Annotated in this window: 15 protein-coding genes; 11 read left to right on the forward strand and 4 right to left on the reverse strand. The window is 69.9% G+C overall.

What is annotated here, in order from left to right:
• Positions 1-2: 2 nt before the first annotated feature.
• Positions 3-1,046, reverse strand: a complete 1,044-nt coding sequence (locus ASG83_RS06795; RefSeq protein WP_082599109.1) for a sugar ABC transporter substrate-binding protein — start codon at positions 1,044-1,046, stop codon at positions 3-5.
• Positions 1,047-1,283: 237 nt separating this feature from the next.
• The gene (locus ASG83_RS06800) at positions 1,284-1,733 is read right to left on the reverse strand and encodes a VOC family protein (protein ID WP_055858477.1); all 450 of its coding nucleotides are present in this window, start codon (positions 1,731-1,733) and stop codon (positions 1,284-1,286) included.
• Between the two features lie 302 nt (positions 1,734-2,035).
• Between ASG83_RS06800 and ASG83_RS06805 the strand changes: the two genes are divergently transcribed.
• Genes ASG83_RS06805 through ASG83_RS06825 form a run of 5 tightly spaced genes read left to right on the forward strand, consistent with a single transcriptional unit; the run spans position 2,036 to position 7,427 of the window.
• Entirely contained in the window at positions 2,036-2,815 is a 780-nt protein-coding gene (locus ASG83_RS06805) for an SDR family NAD(P)-dependent oxidoreductase (RefSeq protein ID WP_055858481.1), read from the forward strand.
• Between the two features lie 44 nt (positions 2,816-2,859).
• On the forward strand, positions 2,860-4,242 hold the full coding sequence (locus tag ASG83_RS06810) for a Xaa-Pro peptidase family protein (protein ID WP_055858486.1): 1,383 nt from the start codon (positions 2,860-2,862) through the stop codon (positions 4,240-4,242).
• 11 nt (positions 4,243-4,253) lie between these two features.
• Positions 4,254-5,336, forward strand: a complete 1,083-nt coding sequence (locus ASG83_RS06815) for a zinc-binding dehydrogenase (RefSeq protein WP_200932254.1) — start codon at positions 4,254-4,256, stop codon at positions 5,334-5,336.
• A gap of 31 nt (positions 5,337-5,367) precedes the next feature.
• Entirely contained in the window at positions 5,368-6,426 is a 1,059-nt protein-coding gene (locus tag ASG83_RS06820; RefSeq protein WP_055858489.1) for a 2,3-butanediol dehydrogenase, read from the forward strand.
• A 26-nt stretch (positions 6,427-6,452) separates the two neighbouring features.
• Positions 6,453-7,427, forward strand: a complete 975-nt coding sequence (locus ASG83_RS06825) for a zinc-binding dehydrogenase (RefSeq protein ID WP_055858493.1) — start codon at positions 6,453-6,455, stop codon at positions 7,425-7,427.
• A gap of 92 nt (positions 7,428-7,519) precedes the next feature.
• Here the strand turns inward: ASG83_RS06825 and ASG83_RS06830 are convergent, their stop codons facing one another.
• Positions 7,520-8,599 carry an SDR family oxidoreductase gene (locus tag ASG83_RS06830; protein ID WP_055858496.1) on the reverse strand — a complete coding sequence of 360 codons (1,080 nt, stop codon included), beginning with the start codon at positions 8,597-8,599 and terminating at the stop codon, positions 7,520-7,522.
• A 342-nt stretch (positions 8,600-8,941) separates the two neighbouring features.
• Between ASG83_RS06830 and ASG83_RS06835 the strand changes: the two genes are divergently transcribed.
• The 4 genes from ASG83_RS06835 to ASG83_RS06850 all read left to right on the forward strand — a co-directional run bounded on the left by ASG83_RS06835 (position 8,942) and on the right by ASG83_RS06850 (position 14,796).
• Positions 8,942-9,958 (forward strand): ABC transporter permease, encoded by a 1,017-nt coding sequence (locus ASG83_RS06835; RefSeq protein ID WP_055858499.1) that lies wholly within the window; start codon positions 8,942-8,944, stop codon positions 9,956-9,958.
• A gap of 74 nt (positions 9,959-10,032) precedes the next feature.
• The gene (locus ASG83_RS06840) at positions 10,033-11,130 is read left to right on the forward strand and encodes a substrate-binding domain-containing protein (RefSeq protein WP_055859438.1); all 1,098 of its coding nucleotides are present in this window, start codon (positions 10,033-10,035) and stop codon (positions 11,128-11,130) included.
• A 103-nt stretch (positions 11,131-11,233) separates the two neighbouring features.
• Positions 11,234-13,765, forward strand: a complete 2,532-nt coding sequence (locus ASG83_RS06845; RefSeq protein ID WP_055859441.1) for an ATP-binding cassette domain-containing protein — start codon at positions 11,234-11,236, stop codon at positions 13,763-13,765.
• Positions 13,762-14,796: a ketopantoate reductase family protein gene (locus ASG83_RS06850; RefSeq protein ID WP_055858502.1), complete on the forward strand. Its 1,035-nt coding sequence runs from the start codon at positions 13,762-13,764 to the stop codon at positions 14,794-14,796. Before ASG83_RS06845 ends, ASG83_RS06850 begins: the two co-directional genes overlap by 4 nt.
• Here ASG83_RS06850 and ASG83_RS06855 read toward each other — a convergent pair.
• Entirely contained in the window at positions 14,793-15,707 is a 915-nt protein-coding gene (locus ASG83_RS06855) for an NAD(P)-dependent oxidoreductase (RefSeq protein WP_082599111.1), read from the reverse strand. The genes ASG83_RS06850 and ASG83_RS06855 overlap by 4 nt on opposite strands.
• Before the next feature lie 213 nt (positions 15,708-15,920).
• Between ASG83_RS06855 and ASG83_RS06860 the strand changes: the two genes are divergently transcribed.
• The gene (locus tag ASG83_RS06860; protein ID WP_055858505.1) at positions 15,921-16,652 is read left to right on the forward strand and encodes a helix-turn-helix domain-containing protein; all 732 of its coding nucleotides are present in this window, start codon (positions 15,921-15,923) and stop codon (positions 16,650-16,652) included.
• Positions 16,653-16,780: 128 nt separating this feature from the next.
• Positions 16,781-17,177, forward strand: a 397-nt coding sequence (locus ASG83_RS13410; protein ID WP_369813378.1) for a LacI family DNA-binding transcriptional regulator, incomplete at its 3' end; no start/stop codon positions are given.
• Positions 17,178-17,186 lie beyond the last annotated feature (9 nt).

The raw sequence follows: 17,186 nt of genomic DNA on the forward strand, positions 1-17,186 counted from the left end.
GATTATCCGGCCCACTCGCCGGTGAACTCGGCCGCGTTCTCCTGGGTGATCACGCCACCGCCGGGGAGGTCGGCGAACGGGTCGACGTCGCCCTGGTTGTTGCCGTTGCGGAGAGCGTCGACCATGGCCTCCATGCCGAGGCGACCCTCGGTCGCGGGGACCTGGAGGACGTTCGCGTAGACGGCGCCCTCGGAGACCCGCTGCTGCGACCAGACCGAGCCGCCGTAGCCGACCATGAGGTAGTCGCTGAGCGCCCCGCCGGCCGACTCGATCGCCTGGACGGCGCCCTGCAGGCCCTGGTCCGACGTCGCGATGAGGTCGATGTCGGGGTTGGCCGTGAGGATGTCGCTCACCGCGGTCTGCGCTGCGGCCGGGTTGTAGAAGGTCTCGCCCTCGGCGACGATCGTCACCGGGGTGCCCTCGATGACGGCGTTGAACGCGTCGTACAGCGCGATGCCGATGGCCGAGGCCTTGACGTCGTGCAGGAAGGCGACGTTGCAGGGGTCGAGGTCCTGCGTCGCGCACGCGTCGACGACCTGCTCGCCGAGCTTGGTGCCCAGGTCGCTCGGCACGAACACGACGTTCGCCGCGAGGCCCTCGAGCTGCGTCGCACCGGTGGTGAAGTCGTCGCCGAGGATCTGGTCGATGTTGACGACCGTGAGTCCGGCGTCGATCGCCTGCTGCACGACGTCGACGAGCGCCGGCCCGAAGACGGGCTGGGTGATCATGCCGTCGTACTGACCCGAGGCGATGACGTCCTGGATGAGCGTGACCTGGAGGTTGGGGTCGAGGTTGCCGTCGAAGACGGTGATCTCGATGTTGTTCTCGGCCGCGACGCGCTCGATCTCGGCGAGCATCGGCTCGTCGTAGGTGTTGGCGACGGCGAACGAGATGAAGGCGACCTGCAGGGTCTCCTCGGCGGGGGCGTCGCCCTCGGCGACGGGGGCGGGCTCGGCGCTCGCGCACGCCGCGAGGGCGAGAGCGGCGACGGCGGTCATGCTGACCGCGAGAAGTCGGCGGAACCGCGCCGGCTGTGCTTTCCTCATGTGATTTCTCCTTTGAAACCGATGCAGGGGGAGCGACGATCGACGGTGATCGTCGGGCGGTGCATTCAGCCGCACTGTACATCTTCATGCGTTCACATAGAAAGAGTTTGACCAAACTGAATCTAGAAGCGTTATCCGACCGTTCTGTTGAGCTTTTGTGAACAAGAACGCGGCGACGGCCCGAAGGCCGCCGCCGCGCATCCCGAGCTGACGGGCTCGTCTCCCGACGGACGCCCCCTACTCCTTGGGGTACTGCCAGATCTCGAGCTGGATGCCGTCGGGGTCGCGGAGGTACGCCCACTGCGAGCCGGCGAGGTCGCCGTCCGCGAGCGTCACCGGCGGCCCGTTGAAGACCGCCCCGCGCTCGATGAGCTCGGCGTAGGCGGCGTCCATGTCGTCGACCTCGAGGCAGATGTGGGCCGAGCCGACGTCGCCGTTGGTGCGATCCCACTCCTTGCCCTCGGGCTCGTGGTACTCGAGGAACTCGACGTTCACGTTGCCGATCCGGATCATCGAGAACGACAGCTTCGCGCCCGGCACCTGCACGCCGCGCTCGAGGTCGGGGCCCTCGCCGTGGTTGACGGGGCCGGGCTCGACGCCGAACATGCGGGTGTACCAGTCGAACGAGCGCTGCATGTCTCGCACGGTGATGCCGACGTGGTGCACGCCGGTGACGGTGAACGCCATGGTCGCTCCTTGCGGGTCTGAGTTCGTTCGATCGAGCGGATGCTCGCTGAACGGCTTGTACCCAGACTCAACACCACTCGATGGGGCCCCGGCAAGACGCACAACGCCGGTATCCCGCCGATCGCCCCGGAAGCGGGGACGCATCGCTCCCGAGTTGGCTTCGCTGGAGCCGTCCTGGAAGCCACGGATCGAGCATCCGTGTTCACTTGATTTGGATGGCGACGCTGGGTAAGTTCACTTATAGTGAACACACGAGCCGCAGGGCTCGACGGTTGCACACCCGGACGCAAAGGAGCCTCCTCATGGCTGGACGACTGCACGGCCGCACGATCATCGTGACGGGCGGCGCCTCGGGCATCGGCGCAGCGCTGTGCGAGGGCTTCGCAGCCGAAGGCGCCAACGCCGTGATCGCCGACCTGAATCTCGAGGCGGGCCAGGCGCTCGCCGACCGCATCGGCGACTCCGGTGGCAGCGCTCTCGCGGTCAAGGTCGACATCACCGATCGCGACCAGGTGCGCGCAGGAATCGCCGCGGCCGTCGAGCGCTTCGGACGGCTCGATGCCTACTTCAACAACGCCGGCATGAACGCCCCGATGAAGTACCTCGACATCACGGAGAGCAACTTCGAGCTGCTCATGAAGGTCAATGTTCTCGGCGTTCTCGTCGGCACCCAGGAGGCCGCGAAGCAGTTCCTCGAGCAGGGCGGGGGCGGCAAGATCGTCAACACCGCGTCGATCGCCGGCCGCCAGGGCTTCTCCTCCTTCGCTCCGTACAGCGCCGCGAAGGCCGCGGTCATCTCGCTCACCCAGTCGGGCGCGCGAGCGTTCGCCGATCAGGGCATCACCGTCAACGGGTTCGCCCCGGGCGTGGTCGCGACCCCGCTCTGGGACAAGCTCGACCGCGACCTCGAGGCGATCGGCGAGGCGCACAACAACTTCGCGTCGATGTCGTCGGGCATCCTCCTCGGTCGTCCGGCCGACCCCTCCGACATCGTGCCCACAGGGATCTTCCTCGCGGGCAGCGACTCCGACTACATCACCGGGCAGATCATCCCCATCGAGGGCGGGATGATCCTCGTCTGATCGACGAGATCACCCTTCCCTCCCTCGCAGAGAGAGCGACGACCATGAAGAGCACTGGTACCACGGGCACGAACGCCGTCGACTGGGAGGCGCGCGTCGACTTCGATCGCCTCCGCACCGAGCGGCTGATGCGGCTGAAGGCGCAGCTCGATAAGTCGGATGTCGGCGCGGTGCTCGCGTTCGACTTCTCGAACATCCGCTACATGTCGGCCACGCACATCGGCACGTGGGCGATGGACAAGCTGATCCGCTTCTCGCTGCTGACGCGCAAGACCGACCCGATCGTGTGGGATTTCGGCTCGGCGGCGAAGCACCACTCGCTCTACAACCCGTGGCTCGACCACACGCACTCCGAGGCCGACGCCGACCCGCACGCGCCGCACCATGGCGCGACGCGCCCGCGGCTCGAATCGGGCTCGCGCGCCGGCATCTCGACCCTGCGCGGCGCGTTCCCGCCGGATGCGGGCATCGCCGAGGAGGTCGCGCGGAAGGTCAAGCGCGAGCTCGAGAAGTTCGGGCTCGCGAACGAGCCGCTCGGAGTCGATGTGATCGAGCTGCCCATCCTCTTCGCGCTGCAGCGGGAGGGCATCCAGGTCGTCGACGGCCAGCAGATCTTCCTCGAGGCCCGCCGCATCAAGACCCACGACGAGATCCGCCTGCTGACCCAGGCCGCCTCGATGGTCGACGCCGCCTACGAGAACCTCTACGAGTTCCTGCGGCCCGGGGTGCGCGAGAACGAGACCGTCGGCCTCGTCGCCAAGACCCTGTACGATCTCGGCTCGGAGTACGTGGAGGGCGTGAACGCGATCTCGGGCGAGCGCTGCTCGCCGCACCCGCACGTCTTCAGCGACCGGCTGATCCGCCCGGGCGACCCGGCGTTCTTCGACATCCTGCACAGCTACAACGGCTACCGCACCTGCTACTACCGCACCTTCGCGGTCGGCTCGGCGAGCGTCGCCCAGCGCGACGCGTACACCCGCGCTCGCGAGTACATGGATCGCGCGATCGCCCTCGTGAAGCCCGGCGCGACCACGGCCGACGTCGTCGCGGTGTGGCCGAAGGCGGAGGAGTTCGGGTTCCCGAACGAGGAGGCCGCGTTCGCGCTGCAGTACGGGCACGGAGTCGGACTGTCGATCTGGGAGAAGCCGATCTTCTCGCGCCTGACCTCGTTCGACCACCCCGAGGTGCTCGAGGAGGGCATGGTGTTCGCCCTCGAGACGTACTGGCCCGCGGCCGACGGCTGGGGCGCGGCCCGCATCGAGGAGGAGGTCGTGGTCACCGCCACCGGCTGCGAGGTCATCACGAAGTTCCCCGCGGAGGAGCTGCTCGTCGCGGGCAAGCGCTACTACTCGGTCGGCGGCGAGCTGAGCACGCTGCGCGACTCGCAGTCGCACCTCAACACGTTCGACGGCCGCGGCGGGAAGTGACGGCGATCACCATGCCCGCAGTCACCGGAACCATGCGCGCAGCCGTCTACCACGGCCGCGGCGACGTGCGCGTCGAGACCGTCCCCGTCCCGATCGCGGTCGAGGGCCAGGCGCTCGTCCGCGTCCTCCGCAGCGGGATCTGCGGCACGGACGCCACCGAGTACAAGGCCGGCCCGATCATGTTCCCGATCGATCGGCCCCACCCGCACAGCGGCCACCACGGTCCGCTGATCATGGGCCACGAGTTCGTCGGCGAGATCGTCGACCTCCCCGGCGGCTCCGACAGCGGACTCGTGATCGGCGACCACGTCGCCTCGGGCGCCGGAGTCGCGTGCGGCGAGTGCCTCCGCTGCCGGCAGGGTCGCACGAACCTGTGCGAGCACTACGTCACGCACGGGCTCAACATCGACGGCGGTCTCGCCGAGTACGTCGCCGTCGCGACGTCGACGCTCGTGCGCATCCCCGCCGACTGCGACCTCGACGCCGCCGGCGTCGCGCAGCCGCTCGCGGTGGGCCTGCACGCCGCGCGCCGGTCGACCGTCGCCGACGGCGACCGCGTCGTGCTGTTCGGCGCAGGCGCGATCGGCACGTTCATCCTCGCCGGGCTCGCCTCCCTCGCCGATGCGGACATCACCGTCGTCGACTTCGCGGGGGAGCGGCTGGACCGGGCCCTCCGTCTCGGGGCCACGCGCGTCGTGCCCGTCGACGACGGCCTGAAGGATGCCCTGCGCGAGATCGTCGGACCGGTCGGCGCCGACGTCGTCATCGAGGCCACTGGCGCTCCGGGCCAGCTCGAGCTGTGCGTGGACCTCGTGCGGCAGGGAGGGACCATCCTCGGGGTGGGCCTGCCCTCGAAGCCGCAGGAGCTCGACGTCCACCACCTCGTCCTGAGCGAGGTGACGATCGCCACGACGGTCGCCCACGTGTGCGGCGAGGACATGGCGCCGTCGCTCGAGATCCTCGCGCGCACGAACCTCGGCGACGAGCTCGTCGAGGCCGTCTTCGGGCTCGACGAGGTTCCGCACCAGCTCACTCGGCTCGCCGCCGGCGAGATCCGCGGGAAGGTCCTGTTCGACCCCACCCGCACGTCCTGACACCGCCGCTACCCACAGAGAGGCCATTGCGATGAGAGCAGCCGTTTTCCACGACGCCAAGGACATCCGTGTCGAGGAGGTCGCCGAGCCCGGCGCCCTCGGCGCGAACGACGTGCGGCTCAAGCCGTTCTGGTGCGGCATCTGCGGCACCGACCTGCACGAGTACGCCGTGGGCCCGATCGTCATCCCGACCCAGCCGCACAGGCTCAACGGGTCGACCGCACCGCAGATCCTCGGGCACGAGTTCTCCGCCGAGGTGCTCGAGGTGGGGAAGGACGTGCGCAGCGTCCGCGCCGGCGACCGCGTCTCGGTCATGCCGCTGCTGTTCTGCGGCGCCTGCTACTTCTGCCAGCGCGGCCTCAACCACCTCTGCACCTCCATGGCCTGCGTCGGTCTGAGCGACAGCTGGGGCGGCATCGCCGAGCAGGCGATCGTCCACGAGTCGAAGGTGGCGAAGCTGCCCGACTCGATGAACGACATCCAGGGCGCCCTCGTCGAGCCCACGGCCGTCGCCGCCTACGGCGTCGACAAGGCGCAGGTGCGCCCCGGCGACACCGTGCTCGTGACGGGCCTCGGCCCGATCGGCGCGCTCGCCTCGATGTACGCCGCCTCGCTCGGCGCCACCGTGTTCATGTCGGAGGTCAACCCGAAGCGCCAGGAGCTCGCGCGCTCGCTCGACGTGGGCGAGCTGCTCGACCCGCGCTCGACCGACGTCGCGGCAGAGCTCCGCGACCGCACGGGCGGCATCGGCGTCGACGCGGTCATCGAGTGCTCGGGCAACGAGATCGCGCTGCAGACGGCGCTGGCCTCGGTGCGGGCATCCGGCAGCGTCTCGCAGACGGGTCTGCACACGAAGCCCGCCGCGATCGACCCGATGGTCCTGTCGGAGCGCGACATCACGCTCCGCGGCACCTGGTGCTACCCGGTGACCGACTGGCCGCGCATCATCGACCTCATCGGCCGCGGCCGCATGGACGTCGAGAAGGTCGTCAGCGCCAAGATCGACATGGCCGACATCGTGGAGAAGGGCTTCGAGACCCTCCTCTCGCCGACGGGCGACCAGGTCAAGGTCCTCGTCCGCGCCTTCTAATCACCCCCGAACCGAGGAGCATCGCCATGAAGGCACTGCGCTACGTCGCGCAAGACACCCCGCAGGTCGACGAGCTGCCGATCCCCGAGATCGCCGACGACGAGGTTCTCGTCGCCGCGCGCTCCGTCGGGGTCTGCCACAGCGACATCGAGCTGCTCGAGGGCCGCTACATCATCCCGTTCCAGTACCCGATCATCCCCGGCCACGAGTGGTCGGGCGAGGTCATGGCGGTCGGCTCGAAGGTCACCGGACTGCAGAAGGGCGACGGCGTCGTCGGCGAGTGCGTCATCGGCGACGACCACTTCGGCTTCTCGATCAGCGGCGCCGCCGCCGAGTTCTTCGTCGCGAAGGAGTCGTGGCTGCACAAGCTGCCCGAGGGCGTCTCCTGGACGAACGCGGCCCTCGTCGAGCCCTTCAGCGTCGCCTACTACGCCCTCATGAGGGTCGGGAACGTCAACGCGAGCGACACGCTCGTCGTCCTCGGCGCGGGCCCCATCGGCCTGTGCGTCACGGCCGCCTCGGCCAAGCTCGGCGCGAAGACGATCGTCGTCGAGCCGAGCGAGCACCGCCGCGAGAAGGCGCTCTCGCTCGGGGCGCACGTCGCGGTGTCGCCCGACGAGCTCGAGGCCGTGCTCTCTCGCGAGAGCGACGGGCGCGGCGCGAGCGTCGTGATCGAGGCCACGGGGCGCCCCGAGGTCATGGCGCAGGCGCTCGAGATCGCCGCGTTCAAGGGTCGCGTCGGCTACATGGGCATCGATGTCGGCCGCGAGGCTCCCGCGAAGCTGGGGCTCATCCAGTCGAAGGAGCTCACGATCACGGGCTCGATCGGCTCGCCGGGCGTGTGGCCCGACACCCTGCGCTTCATGGCGCAGGCGGGCATCGATCTGACGTCCCTGGTGACGCAGCGCTTCGACGTCGCGACCGCGACGGACGCCGTCGAGGCCGCCCGCAACCCCGCGCAGACCATCAAGGCGCACATCGAGTTCTCCGCCGCGCTCTGAGGCGGAGGGCAGACCGGAGAATCCGGGCCGTCCGGTCGGCACGCAGAAGGGGGCGGGCGCTTCGGCGCCCGCCCCCTTCGCACGCTCGCCGGTCAGGGCAGCAGTCGAGCCTCGCGGTAGCGGGCGACGGTGTCGAAGAAGCTCTTCGGCGTCGACCGGAAGTTGAGGAACCCGGCCTCGCGGCTCTTGGTCATGTCGGTGACGCACTCCACCTCGCGGCCCAGGTCGCTGTCGCTGTGCCACCAGGACGCGAGCTTGCTGACGTCGGACTCGACGAGGTGCTCGCGCTCGGCGATGCGTCGCCACACGTCGGGGGCGACATCCGTCATCGCCTCGACGAGGGTGCGCGGCGTCCCGCTCGGTCCCTCCCACTCCACGCCGAAGTGCTCGGCGATCTGCGGCCACAGCCAGCGCCAGCGGAAGACGTCGCCGTTGGCGATGTTGAAGGCCTCGTTCTCGCCGTTCTCGTGGGTGGAGGCCCAGACCAGCTGCTCGCCGAGCAGCTCGGCGTCGGTCACGTCGGTGATGAAGTTCCACTGCTCGACCGAGCCGGGGTAGACGAACTTCTGCCCGAGCTCCTTGCAGATGGTCGCGTAGACCGAGAGCGTCAGCACCATGTTCATGGCGTTGTCGACGGCGAAGCCGAAGACGGTGTGCGAGCGGTGCACGCTCCAGGTGAAGCCCATGCGCGCAGCGGCCGCGAACAGCTCGTCCTCCTGGGCGTAGTAGAAGTTCGGGCTGGGCAGTCGCGGCTCCGACTCCTTGAACGGGGTCTCCGCCTTGACGCCCGTCGCGTAGTCCTCGAACGGGCCGAGGTAGTGCTTGAGGCCGGTGAGGAGGGCGACGTGGCGCACCCCGCCGTCGGCCTCGAGCGCGGAGAACAGGCTGCGCAGCGTCGCGCTGTTGACGGCGATGTTCTCGGCCTCGGTGTCCTTGCGGATCCACGCCGTGATGATGACGATCTCGGGGCGGAGGCCGGCGAGGGCGGCGCGCGTGGCGTCGGCGTCGAGCAGGTCGGCCTGGATGGGGATGACGCCTGCCGGCATGCTGTTGCCGCGACGGGCGAGGCCGTGCACCTCCCAGCCCGCGTCGACGAGCTGGCGGGAGACCGTCTGACCCGCGATGCCGGTCGCCCCGACGACGAGGGCGCGGCGCGGAGAAGCTGTGTTCATCGAAATGCCACCTTTCGAACGGCGTTGTTCAGTGAAGATAAACGCTAGCGCACCGTCGCCCCGACGTCGATACGCGCGGTCCTGCACGCCGCACGATCGGCCTCCTGCCGCCTCAGAATGGGGCAAGAAGGTCGAATATATGCGGATGCATAGAAATCCATTGTCCTCCTTTTGGAGGACTCGCGCCCCGCAGGAACGACGGGTCGTTCGGCCCTGTCTGTGCGCTCTGCCGAATCGTTACCATCGGTGGTTGTGAACAGCGCCGACTTTCCATAAAGTGTGACTCAACACCCCGTTCGGTCACACCGGACGGTGGAGACCAGAACTTTCGAAGGGGAGAGCATGGCCGACACCTCGATGCCGCGGAGCCTCACGAGCGCGCGGGTGAGCATCTCCAAGGGCCTGCTCACGGTCGCCATCTCGCTGGTCGTCCTCGTGGTCGTCAGCGCGATCCTCGCGCCGAGCAGCGTGTCCCCGGGCGCGGTCCTCGGGATGCTGCCGTTCGCAGCCGTCCTCGCGATCGTCGGCCTCGGCCAGATGCTCGTCGTCCAGCAGGGCGGGATCGACCTCTCGGTGCCGGGCGGCGTGTCCCTCGCCGTCGTGCTCGTGACGCACATGCCCAACGAGAACGACGCGCTGCTGGTGCCCGCCGTGCTCGCCGCCTTCGCCTGGGCGATCGGCGCGGGGCTCCTCAACGGGTTCATGGTCGGCCGCCTCGGCCTCAACCCGATCATCGCGACCCTCGGGACGAACGCGCTGCTCTTCGGCGCCGTGCTCGGCATCTCCGGAGGCATCCCCCGCACGACGACGCGACTGCTCGCGAGCATCGGTGGCGGGCAGACGCTCGGGATCCCGCACGCCGTGCTGTTCGCGCTCGGGGCGCTCATCCTCGTCTCGATCCTGGTCAAGCGCACCGTGGCGGGCCGTCGGTTCGAGGCCGTCGGCGCGAGCCCCGCGGCGGCCAGGGCCACCGGCCTGCGCTACCGCACCCACCAGGGCGCGGCCTACGTGTGGTCGCAGCTGCTCTTCGCGACCGCGGGCATCCTGCTCGCCGGCATCACCAACCAGCCCACCGCCTTCCAGGGCAACACCTACCTGCTCACGTCGGTCGCCGTCGTGGTGCTGGGAGGCACGTCGCTGCTCGGCGGTCGCGGCTTCCCCGTGGCCACGGTCGTGGCCGCCCTGTTCCTCAGCCAGCTCGACCAGTTCGTGCTCGCTCTGGGCGTGCCGTTCGCGGTGCGCACCCTCGTCCAGGCCGCCGCGCTTGCGATCGGAGTCGCGATCTACACGGTCAACTGGGCAGCCCTCCGGCAGCGATTCGCTCGCGCGAGCGCTCCGGCTGCAATCGCAACACCCTGACAGTCCGCTCCACCGGAGCGGACGCACCAAGAACACGTGCGACACGGTCGTCGCGCGGACCCATGGAGGAGAACATGATCCACCGCAAAATGTCGACGGCGATCGCCGTCGCGGGCCTCGCAGCCCTCATCCTGAGCGGCTGCGCCGCCGAATCCGACGAGCCCGGCGCCGAGCCGGGAGCCCCCGTCGAGGGCGCACCTGACTGGTGCGGTCCCGACGAGGCGGTCGTCGGCCTGCTCGACGGCTTCGGCGGCAACAGCTGGCGCCTGGTCACCACGGCAGCCGGCGCCGATGAGGTCGCCAAGTGCCCGAGCGTCGTCGAGTACCTCTACGCCGACGGCCAGGGCGACACGCAGAAGTCGATCTCGGACATCCAGGGCATGGTCGCCTCTGGTGCCGACGCCATCGTCGTCTTCCCGGACGCGGGCGAGGCCATGCTCCCCGCCCTGCGCAGCGCCTACGAGGCCGGCGTCGTCACGGTTCCCTACCGCGTCGACCCGAACGGCACCGACGGTGAGGACTTCGACCTCTGGGTCGGCGCCGACTTCGTCGCCGACGGCGTCGCGTGGGGCGAGTGGATCTCCGAGAACTTCCCCGACGGCGCGAAGATCCTCTTCCTCTCGGGCCCGGCCGGCAACAGCCAGGGCATCGACGAGCGCGAGGGCCTGGAGTCGGTCCTGACCGACGACAGCTACGAGTTCATCGGCGAGCAGCCGTACGAGGTCACGAACTGGGACCCGGCGCTCACGCAGCAGGTGCTCACGGCGGCCATCGCGAAGTACGACCAGATCGACGTCATCGTCTCGGACTTCGGCCCGTCGCTCGTCGGCGCCCTGCCGGAGTTCGAGAAGAGCGGTCGCTCCATCCCCGCTCTCGTCACCTCGGACGGCAACGTGCTCTCCTGCTTCTGGGAGGAGAAGAAGGACGCCAACCCCGACTTCAAGCTCTTCACGGTCGCGACGGGCAACGACAACGTCCGTCTCGCGGTGCAGCACGCCGTGGCCCGTGCCACGGGCGGCGTCATCCCGAGCGAGACCGCGTTCGCCGCTCCGGTGTTCGAGGACAGCGTCTCGGGCAGCCCGAACCCCGTCACCTGCCGTGACGACCTCCCGGGCGACATCTACCTCTCGGCTCAGATGAGCCCCGAGGACCAGGCCGCCCTGCTCGACTGATCCTGTTCCATCGGGCTCTCCGGTCCGGCGCGCGCCGCCGGGCCGGAGAGCCCTCCCATACCGAACCTGCCCCAGAGCTGCGAGTGAGGGTTTTCTCGTGAACATGCCAACCACCGAAGCGCCGGCCGCCGTGGCGACGCTCTCCATGACCGGGATCTCGAAGAGCTTCGGCGGCGCCGCGGCGCTCACCGACGTGTCCCTCGAGGTGCTGCCGGGAGAGGTCCACGCCCTGCTCGGCGAGAACGGCGCGGGCAAGTCGACCCTCATGAACGTCGCGACCGGGACGATCCGCCCCGATCGGGGCATCATCGCCATCGGCGGCGAGGTCGTGGACGTCCTCGACCCGCGGGAGGCTACGCGCCGCGGCATCGCCTTCGTCCACCAGCACCCCGCCGTGCTGCCGGACATGACCGTGCTCGAGAACCTCCTCGTCGCGCTGCCGGCCTCGATCCTCCCGCGCGGAGCCTCGCGCCTCGACGTCGCGCACGAGCTCCTCGCGACCGTCGGTCTGAAGGTCCACCTCTCCGACCGCGTCGAGACCCTCTCCGTCGCGCAGAAGCACCTGCTCGAGATCGCGAAGGCTCTCGCGGTCAAGCCCTCGCTCCTCGTCCTCGATGAGCCGACCGCCCCGCTCGGCCAGGACTCGGTCGACATGCTCTTCGCCCTCGTGCGCGACTTCGTCGCCCAGGGCACCTCCGTCGTGTACATCACGCACCGCCTCGCCGAGGTCCGCGAGCTCGCCGACCGCGTGACGGTCCTCCGCGACGGGCGCCTTCGCGCCACCGCGATCGTCGACGAGATCAGCGACCGCGAGCTGCTCTCGCTCATCGTCGGGCGTCAGCTCGACTCGACCTTCCCGCCCAAGTTCGACGGTCCGCGCGAGGGGGCGACGAGCTTCGCCGCCACCGGCCTCACCGGCCCCGGCTTCAACGAGGTCTCGATCAGCGCGCAGCGCGGCGAGATCATCGGCGTCGCGGGGGTCGTGGGCAACGGCCAGAGCGACCTGCTGCGCGCCCTCGCCGGCCTCGCCTCCTTCGACGGAGCGGTCGAGATCGAGGGCCGGGCGGTGACCGGCAGGGAGCTCCTCGCGCGCGCCGCGTACCTCCCCGCCGACCGCCTGAGCGAGGGACTCATGATGCGCCTGTCGGTGCGCGAGAACGCGGCCGTCTCCGCGCTGCGGCGCTTCCGCAGCGGCCTCCTAATCAGTCGCAAGCGCGAGCTCGGGATGCTCGGCGACACGCTCGGCTCCCTCTCGGTCAAGGCGGCCTCCCTCGACGCCCCGGTCTCCTCGCTCTCGGGCGGCAACCAGCAGAAGGTCATGATGGCGCGGGCGCTGCTCTCGGAGCCGGTGCTGATCCTCGCCGACGAGCCGACCCAGGGCGTCGACGTCGGAGCGCGCGCGGAGATCTACGGGATCCTGCGCGAGGTCTCGGCCGCGGGCATCCCCGTCATCGTCGCGTCGTCCGACGCGAAAGAGCTCGAGGGCCTCTGCGACACGGTCATCGTGATGTCGCGCGGCCACGTCGTCGACACCCTGCGCGGCGCCGAGATCACCGAGGAGCGGATGATCCACTCCGCGGTGAGCTCGACCACGCGCACCGTCAACGTCGACGACGTCAGGAACGACGGCGCCGACGAGCGCGCGGCGGGCCGTCGCGCATCCGTCCGCCGGTTCCTGCAGGGCGACTACGCGCCGCCCGTGCTGCTGGCGATCGTCATGCTCGCGCTCGGCGCCTTCATCTTCGCCCAGAACGACCGCTACCTCGGCGACTTCAACATCTCGTCGATGCTGCTGCTCACCTCCGCGCTCGGATTCATCGCGATGGGGCAGACGATCGCGCTGCTGACCGGGGGCATCGATCTGTCGGTCGGACCCCTCGTGGGATTCCTCGTGGTGGTCGGGTCGTTCTTCATCCTCAACGAGTCGCCGACGACGTCCATCCTGCTCGGATTCGCCGCCATGCTCGCGGCGTCGATCGTCGTGGGACTGGTCAACGGCGCGCTCATCAGGTACGTGAAGTTCACGGCCATCGCAGCGACCCTGACGGTGTACATCGCGCTCCAGGGCTTGAGCTTCCTCCTGCGGCCGACGGCCGAGGGCTTCATCAACTCCGAGGTCTCGCGCGCGATCACGACGAAGCTCGGCCCCGTGCCGATCGCCTTCATCGTGCTCGTGCTCGTCGTCATCGGGCTCGAGGTCGCGCTGCGTCGGACCCCGTGGGGCTGGCGCCTGCGCGCGGCGGGCTCCGACGAGGAGTCGGCGCGTCGCGTCGGCGTCGAGGTCAATCGCACGGTCGTGCTCGGCTACGTCGCGACCTCCGCCTTGACCTTCCTCGGCGCGATCATGCTCATGACGCAGATCGGCGTCGGCGACCCCGCCCAGGGCGTCGCCTACACGCTCTCGAGCATCACGGCCGTCGTGCTGGGCGGCACGAGCCTCCTCGGCGGCCGCGGCACCTTCGTGGGCACCCTGTTCGGCTCGATGCTGCTCATCCAGGTGCTCAACGCGACGGTGTTCCTGCGCCTGGACCAGATGTGGCAGTACATCCTCCAGGGCGTGCTCATCCTCGCCGCGGCGATCCTCTACGCGATCGCCCGGTCGAAGCGCCGGCGCCGCGCGACCGCCCGTCCGTGAGCCCCGCGCCGGGCGCTCCCCGCATCGCCGTCCTCGGCACGGGGGCGAACGGCGCGGGCATCGGGGCCGACCTCGTCCGTGCCGGTCACGATGTGACCTTCATCGAGCAGTGGCCCGCGCATGTCGAGGCGATGCGCAGGCACGGGGTGCGCGTCGAGCTGCCGGACGAGACGGTGATCACGCCGGTCCGCGTCCATCACCTGTGCGAGGTCGCCGAGCTGCGCGAGCCCTTCGATCTCGTCTTCGTGCTCGTCAAGGCTTACGACACTCGATGGGCGAGCGAGCTGATCACCCCGCTGCTGGCCGAGTCGGGGCTCGCGATCGGCGTGCAGAACGGGATGTCGCTCGACGACATGGCGAGCATCCTCGGCCCTCACCGCACGCTCGGCGCCGTCATCGAGGTGACCGCCAACATGTTCGAGCCGGGCGTGGTCGAGCGTCAGAGCCCCCGATCGTCGTCGTGGTTCGCGATCGGCAGCATGCACCCGGCCACGGTCGGTCGCGAGGAGGAGGCGGCGAGCGTCCTGCGCGCGGCGGGCACGGTCGAGGTGTCGCCGGACATCCGCTCGTCGAAGTGGATGAAGCTCGTCGCCAACGCCGCCGAGCTCGTGCCCTCGGCCGTCCTCGGGCTCCCTCTCGACGACGCCGTGCGACTGCCGGGCATGCGCGAGTTCATGATCGAGACGGGCCGCGAGGCGATCCGCGCGTGCCTCGCCGCCGGCAGTCGCCTGATGCCGATCTTCGGGATGACCGAGGCCGACATCGCGGAGCCGGACGACTACGCCGTCACGCTCCTCGATCGCGTCCTCACGGATTTCACGCTGCCCACCACCCGCACGACCGTGCTGCAGGACTGGATGAAGGGGCGCCGGAGCGAGGTGCGCGAGATCAACGGCCTCGTCGTCGCCGTCCACCGAGAGCACGGCGGCTCCGCGCCGTGCAACGAGCGCGTGCTGGAGCTGTCGCTGATGATCGAGGCGGGCGAGCTCGAGGCCCGCCCGGAGAACCTCGCCGCACTCCTCGCGGTCTAGCCCCGGCCCGAGCGTCGGCGGGTGATCTCGGCCACGGCCGACCAGTCGAGCTCCCGCAGCGCCGGGTCGGCGAGCGCGGCCTCGAAGAGCTCGTGCAGCACCGGCGCGACCGGCAGCTCGACGCCGAGGTCGGCGGCCGTGCCCTCGGCGAGCCCGAGGTCCTTGAGGCCGAGCGCCATCGCGAAGCCGACCGGCTCGTAGCGCTTCTCGGCGATGATCGGCCCGTAACCGCGGTGGGCGGAGCCGCTGAACGCGGTGTGCGTGAGCACCTCGATGAACGTGCCGGAGTCGATCCCCGCCGCCTCCACGAGCGTGACCGACTCCGCCATCGACTGCATCGCGCTGATGAGCGAGTAGTTCACGGCGATCTTCACGACGGGCGCGAGCCGGGCATCCGTGCCGAGGTTCCAGACGCGCTGGCCGAGCGCCTCGAGCGAGGGCAGGGCGCGCTCGACGCTCGCGGTCTCTCCCGAGGCGACGACGAGGAGCGCGCCGGTGCCGGCGATCGTCGAGCGGCCGAGGACCGGAGCGGAGACGTATCCGACGCCGTGCCGTGCGTGGCGCTCGGCGAGGGTCGACGCGGTCTGAGGAGCGACGGTGGCGTGGTTGACGTGGACGCGACCCGCGGGTGCGGCGTCGAGCAGCGCGTCGTCGAAGACGGCGAGCACGGCCGCGTCGTTCGCGAGCATGGAGTGCACCACGTCCGCCGAGGCGAAGGCCTCCGCGGGCCCCGACACCACCTGGATGCCGTCGCGCTGCGCGAGCTCGGCCGCCGGGCCGTCGCTGCGGTTCCACACCGACACGGCGAACCCCTCGTCGGCGAGGCGGGAGGACATGGCGGCGCCCATCGCGCCGAGGCCGAGGAAGGCGACGGCGGCGTCGTCGCGGTGTCGGGGTGACGTGGGCTCCACGGGCTTCCTCTCGATTCCGCTCCGACGGAGCGGGCTGATGGACGTCTGTACAGTAATGCTTCACACACGGGCCCCGCAATGGCGTCGTATCCCGGGAAAACGACGGAGTCCGACCCAGGGGAACTCTGCGTCATATACCATTGCGGAACCCTCGATGTTCACCAGGGCTGTTGCACTCGGGCTGATCGGCCCCCTCTCGGAAGGACACGGACGATGCAGTTCGACGTCGGCTCGGAACTGCGTCGCGTGCGCGAGGCCCGCAAGCTCAGCCTGCGCGCCGTCGCCTCGGCGGTCGGGGTCTCGGCGAGTCTGCTCTCCCAGGTGGAGACCGGCAAGACCCAGCCCTCGGTGAGCACCCTCTACGCCCTCGTGAACCACCTGGGGATCTCGCTGGACGGTCTCATGGGCGCGCCGCGGCCCGCCGCGACCCCGCTCCTTCTCAATTCGTCGGCGAGCGCACCGGAGCCCGGACCCGACCGGCGGACGGACTCGGTGGTGCAGCGGCGCGAGGACAACCCGGTGATCGAGATGGAGAACGGCGTCACCTGGGAGCGCATGGCCGTCGGCCAGTCCGGGATCGCCGACCCGCTCATCGTGAGCTACGCGCCCGCGGGCTCCTCCTCCGTCGAGGGGAAGATGATGCGCCACGCCGCGCTCGAGTACGGCGTGCTGCTGGAGGGCCGGCTCACGCTCAAGATCGACTTCGACAGCTACGAGCTCGAGCCGGGGGACTCCTTCTGCTTCGACGCGAACCGCCCGCACCTCTACGTGAACCAGTCCGACCAGACGGCGCGGGGGATCTGGTTCGTGATCGGGAGCCGTGAGGGCACCTACCAGTCGCTCGCCGATCTCGGCCACGAGCATCCGGGTGGATCGCGGCCGATCACCTCGGCCGTCGACGTCCTGCAGGCGATGAAGAACATGCGCCCGGAGCAGCGCGCCTAGCTGCCCGCATCGCATCTCAGTGAGTCCGGGGCGGGCGACACCGTCGCGTTCAGCAAGGTTCGCCCTGTCGGTATATACGATGACCGACAGCCGAGCGACCCCGCCGGCGGATCCGAGAGGATGCCCAGATGGGCGCACGCCCGACCATCGATGACGTCGCGAGGCTCGCGGGCGTCCACAAGGCGACGGTCTCGCGTGCTCTCAACCAGCGGACCGAGCGCCTCGTCGGCCGCGACACGGTGCTGCGCGTTCGCGAGGCCGCCGAGTCGCTCGGCTACGTGCCCAACGTCATGGCGCGCGGGCTCCGCACCGACAGCTCCATGACGATCGGCGTCGTCATCCCCGACCTCACGAACCCGCTGTTCCCGCCGATCGTGCGCGGGATCGAGAGCCACCTGCAGTCCCGCGGGTACACCGCGCTCCTGGCAAACACCGACGAGAACGAGTCCGGCGAGCGCGTTGCCATCGCCTCCCTCCTCGACCGCCGCGTCGATGGGCTCATCATCGGCTCGGGGCACCGGGGCGNCGCGCAGG

The sequence above is a fragment of the Yonghaparkia sp. Soil809 genome (assembly GCF_001429705.1).
Lineage (GTDB): Bacteria > Actinomycetota > Actinomycetes > Actinomycetales > Microbacteriaceae > Microcella.

Bases quoted from the DNA above. Each gene is read 5' to 3' on its own strand.
- ASG83_RS06810 (WP_055858486.1), top strand. From the start codon at position 2,860: ATGAAGAGCACTGGTACCACGGGCACGAACGCCGTCGACTGGGAGGCG.
- ASG83_RS06805 (WP_055858481.1), top strand. From the start codon at position 2,036: ATGGCTGGACGACTGCACGGCCGCACGATCATCGTGACGGGCGGCGCC.
- ASG83_RS06825 (WP_055858493.1), top strand. From the start codon at position 6,453: ATGAAGGCACTGCGCTACGTCGCGCAAGACACCCCGCAGGTCGACGAG.
- ASG83_RS06820 (WP_055858489.1), top strand. From the start codon at position 5,368: ATGAGAGCAGCCGTTTTCCACGACGCCAAGGACATCCGTGTCGAGGAG.
- ASG83_RS06845 (WP_055859441.1), top strand. From the start codon at position 11,234: ATGCCAACCACCGAAGCGCCGGCCGCCGTGGCGACGCTCTCCATGACC.
- ASG83_RS06830 (WP_055858496.1), bottom strand. From the start codon at position 8,599: ATGAACACAGCTTCTCCGCGCCGCGCCCTCGTCGTCGGGGCGACCGGC.
- ASG83_RS06795 (WP_082599109.1), bottom strand. From the start codon at position 1,046: ATGAGGAAAGCACAGCCGGCGCGGTTCCGCCGACTTCTCGCGGTCAGC.
- ASG83_RS06800 (WP_055858477.1), bottom strand. From the start codon at position 1,733: ATGGCGTTCACCGTCACCGGCGTGCACCACGTCGGCATCACCGTGCGA.
- ASG83_RS06860 (WP_055858505.1), top strand. From the start codon at position 15,921: ATGCAGTTCGACGTCGGCTCGGAACTGCGTCGCGTGCGCGAGGCCCGC.
- ASG83_RS06840 (WP_055859438.1), top strand. From the start codon at position 10,033: ATGATCCACCGCAAAATGTCGACGGCGATCGCCGTCGCGGGCCTCGCA.
- ASG83_RS06835 (WP_055858499.1), top strand. From the start codon at position 8,942: ATGGCCGACACCTCGATGCCGCGGAGCCTCACGAGCGCGCGGGTGAGC.
- ASG83_RS06815 (WP_200932254.1), top strand. From the start codon at position 4,254: ATGCCCGCAGTCACCGGAACCATGCGCGCAGCCGTCTACCACGGCCGC.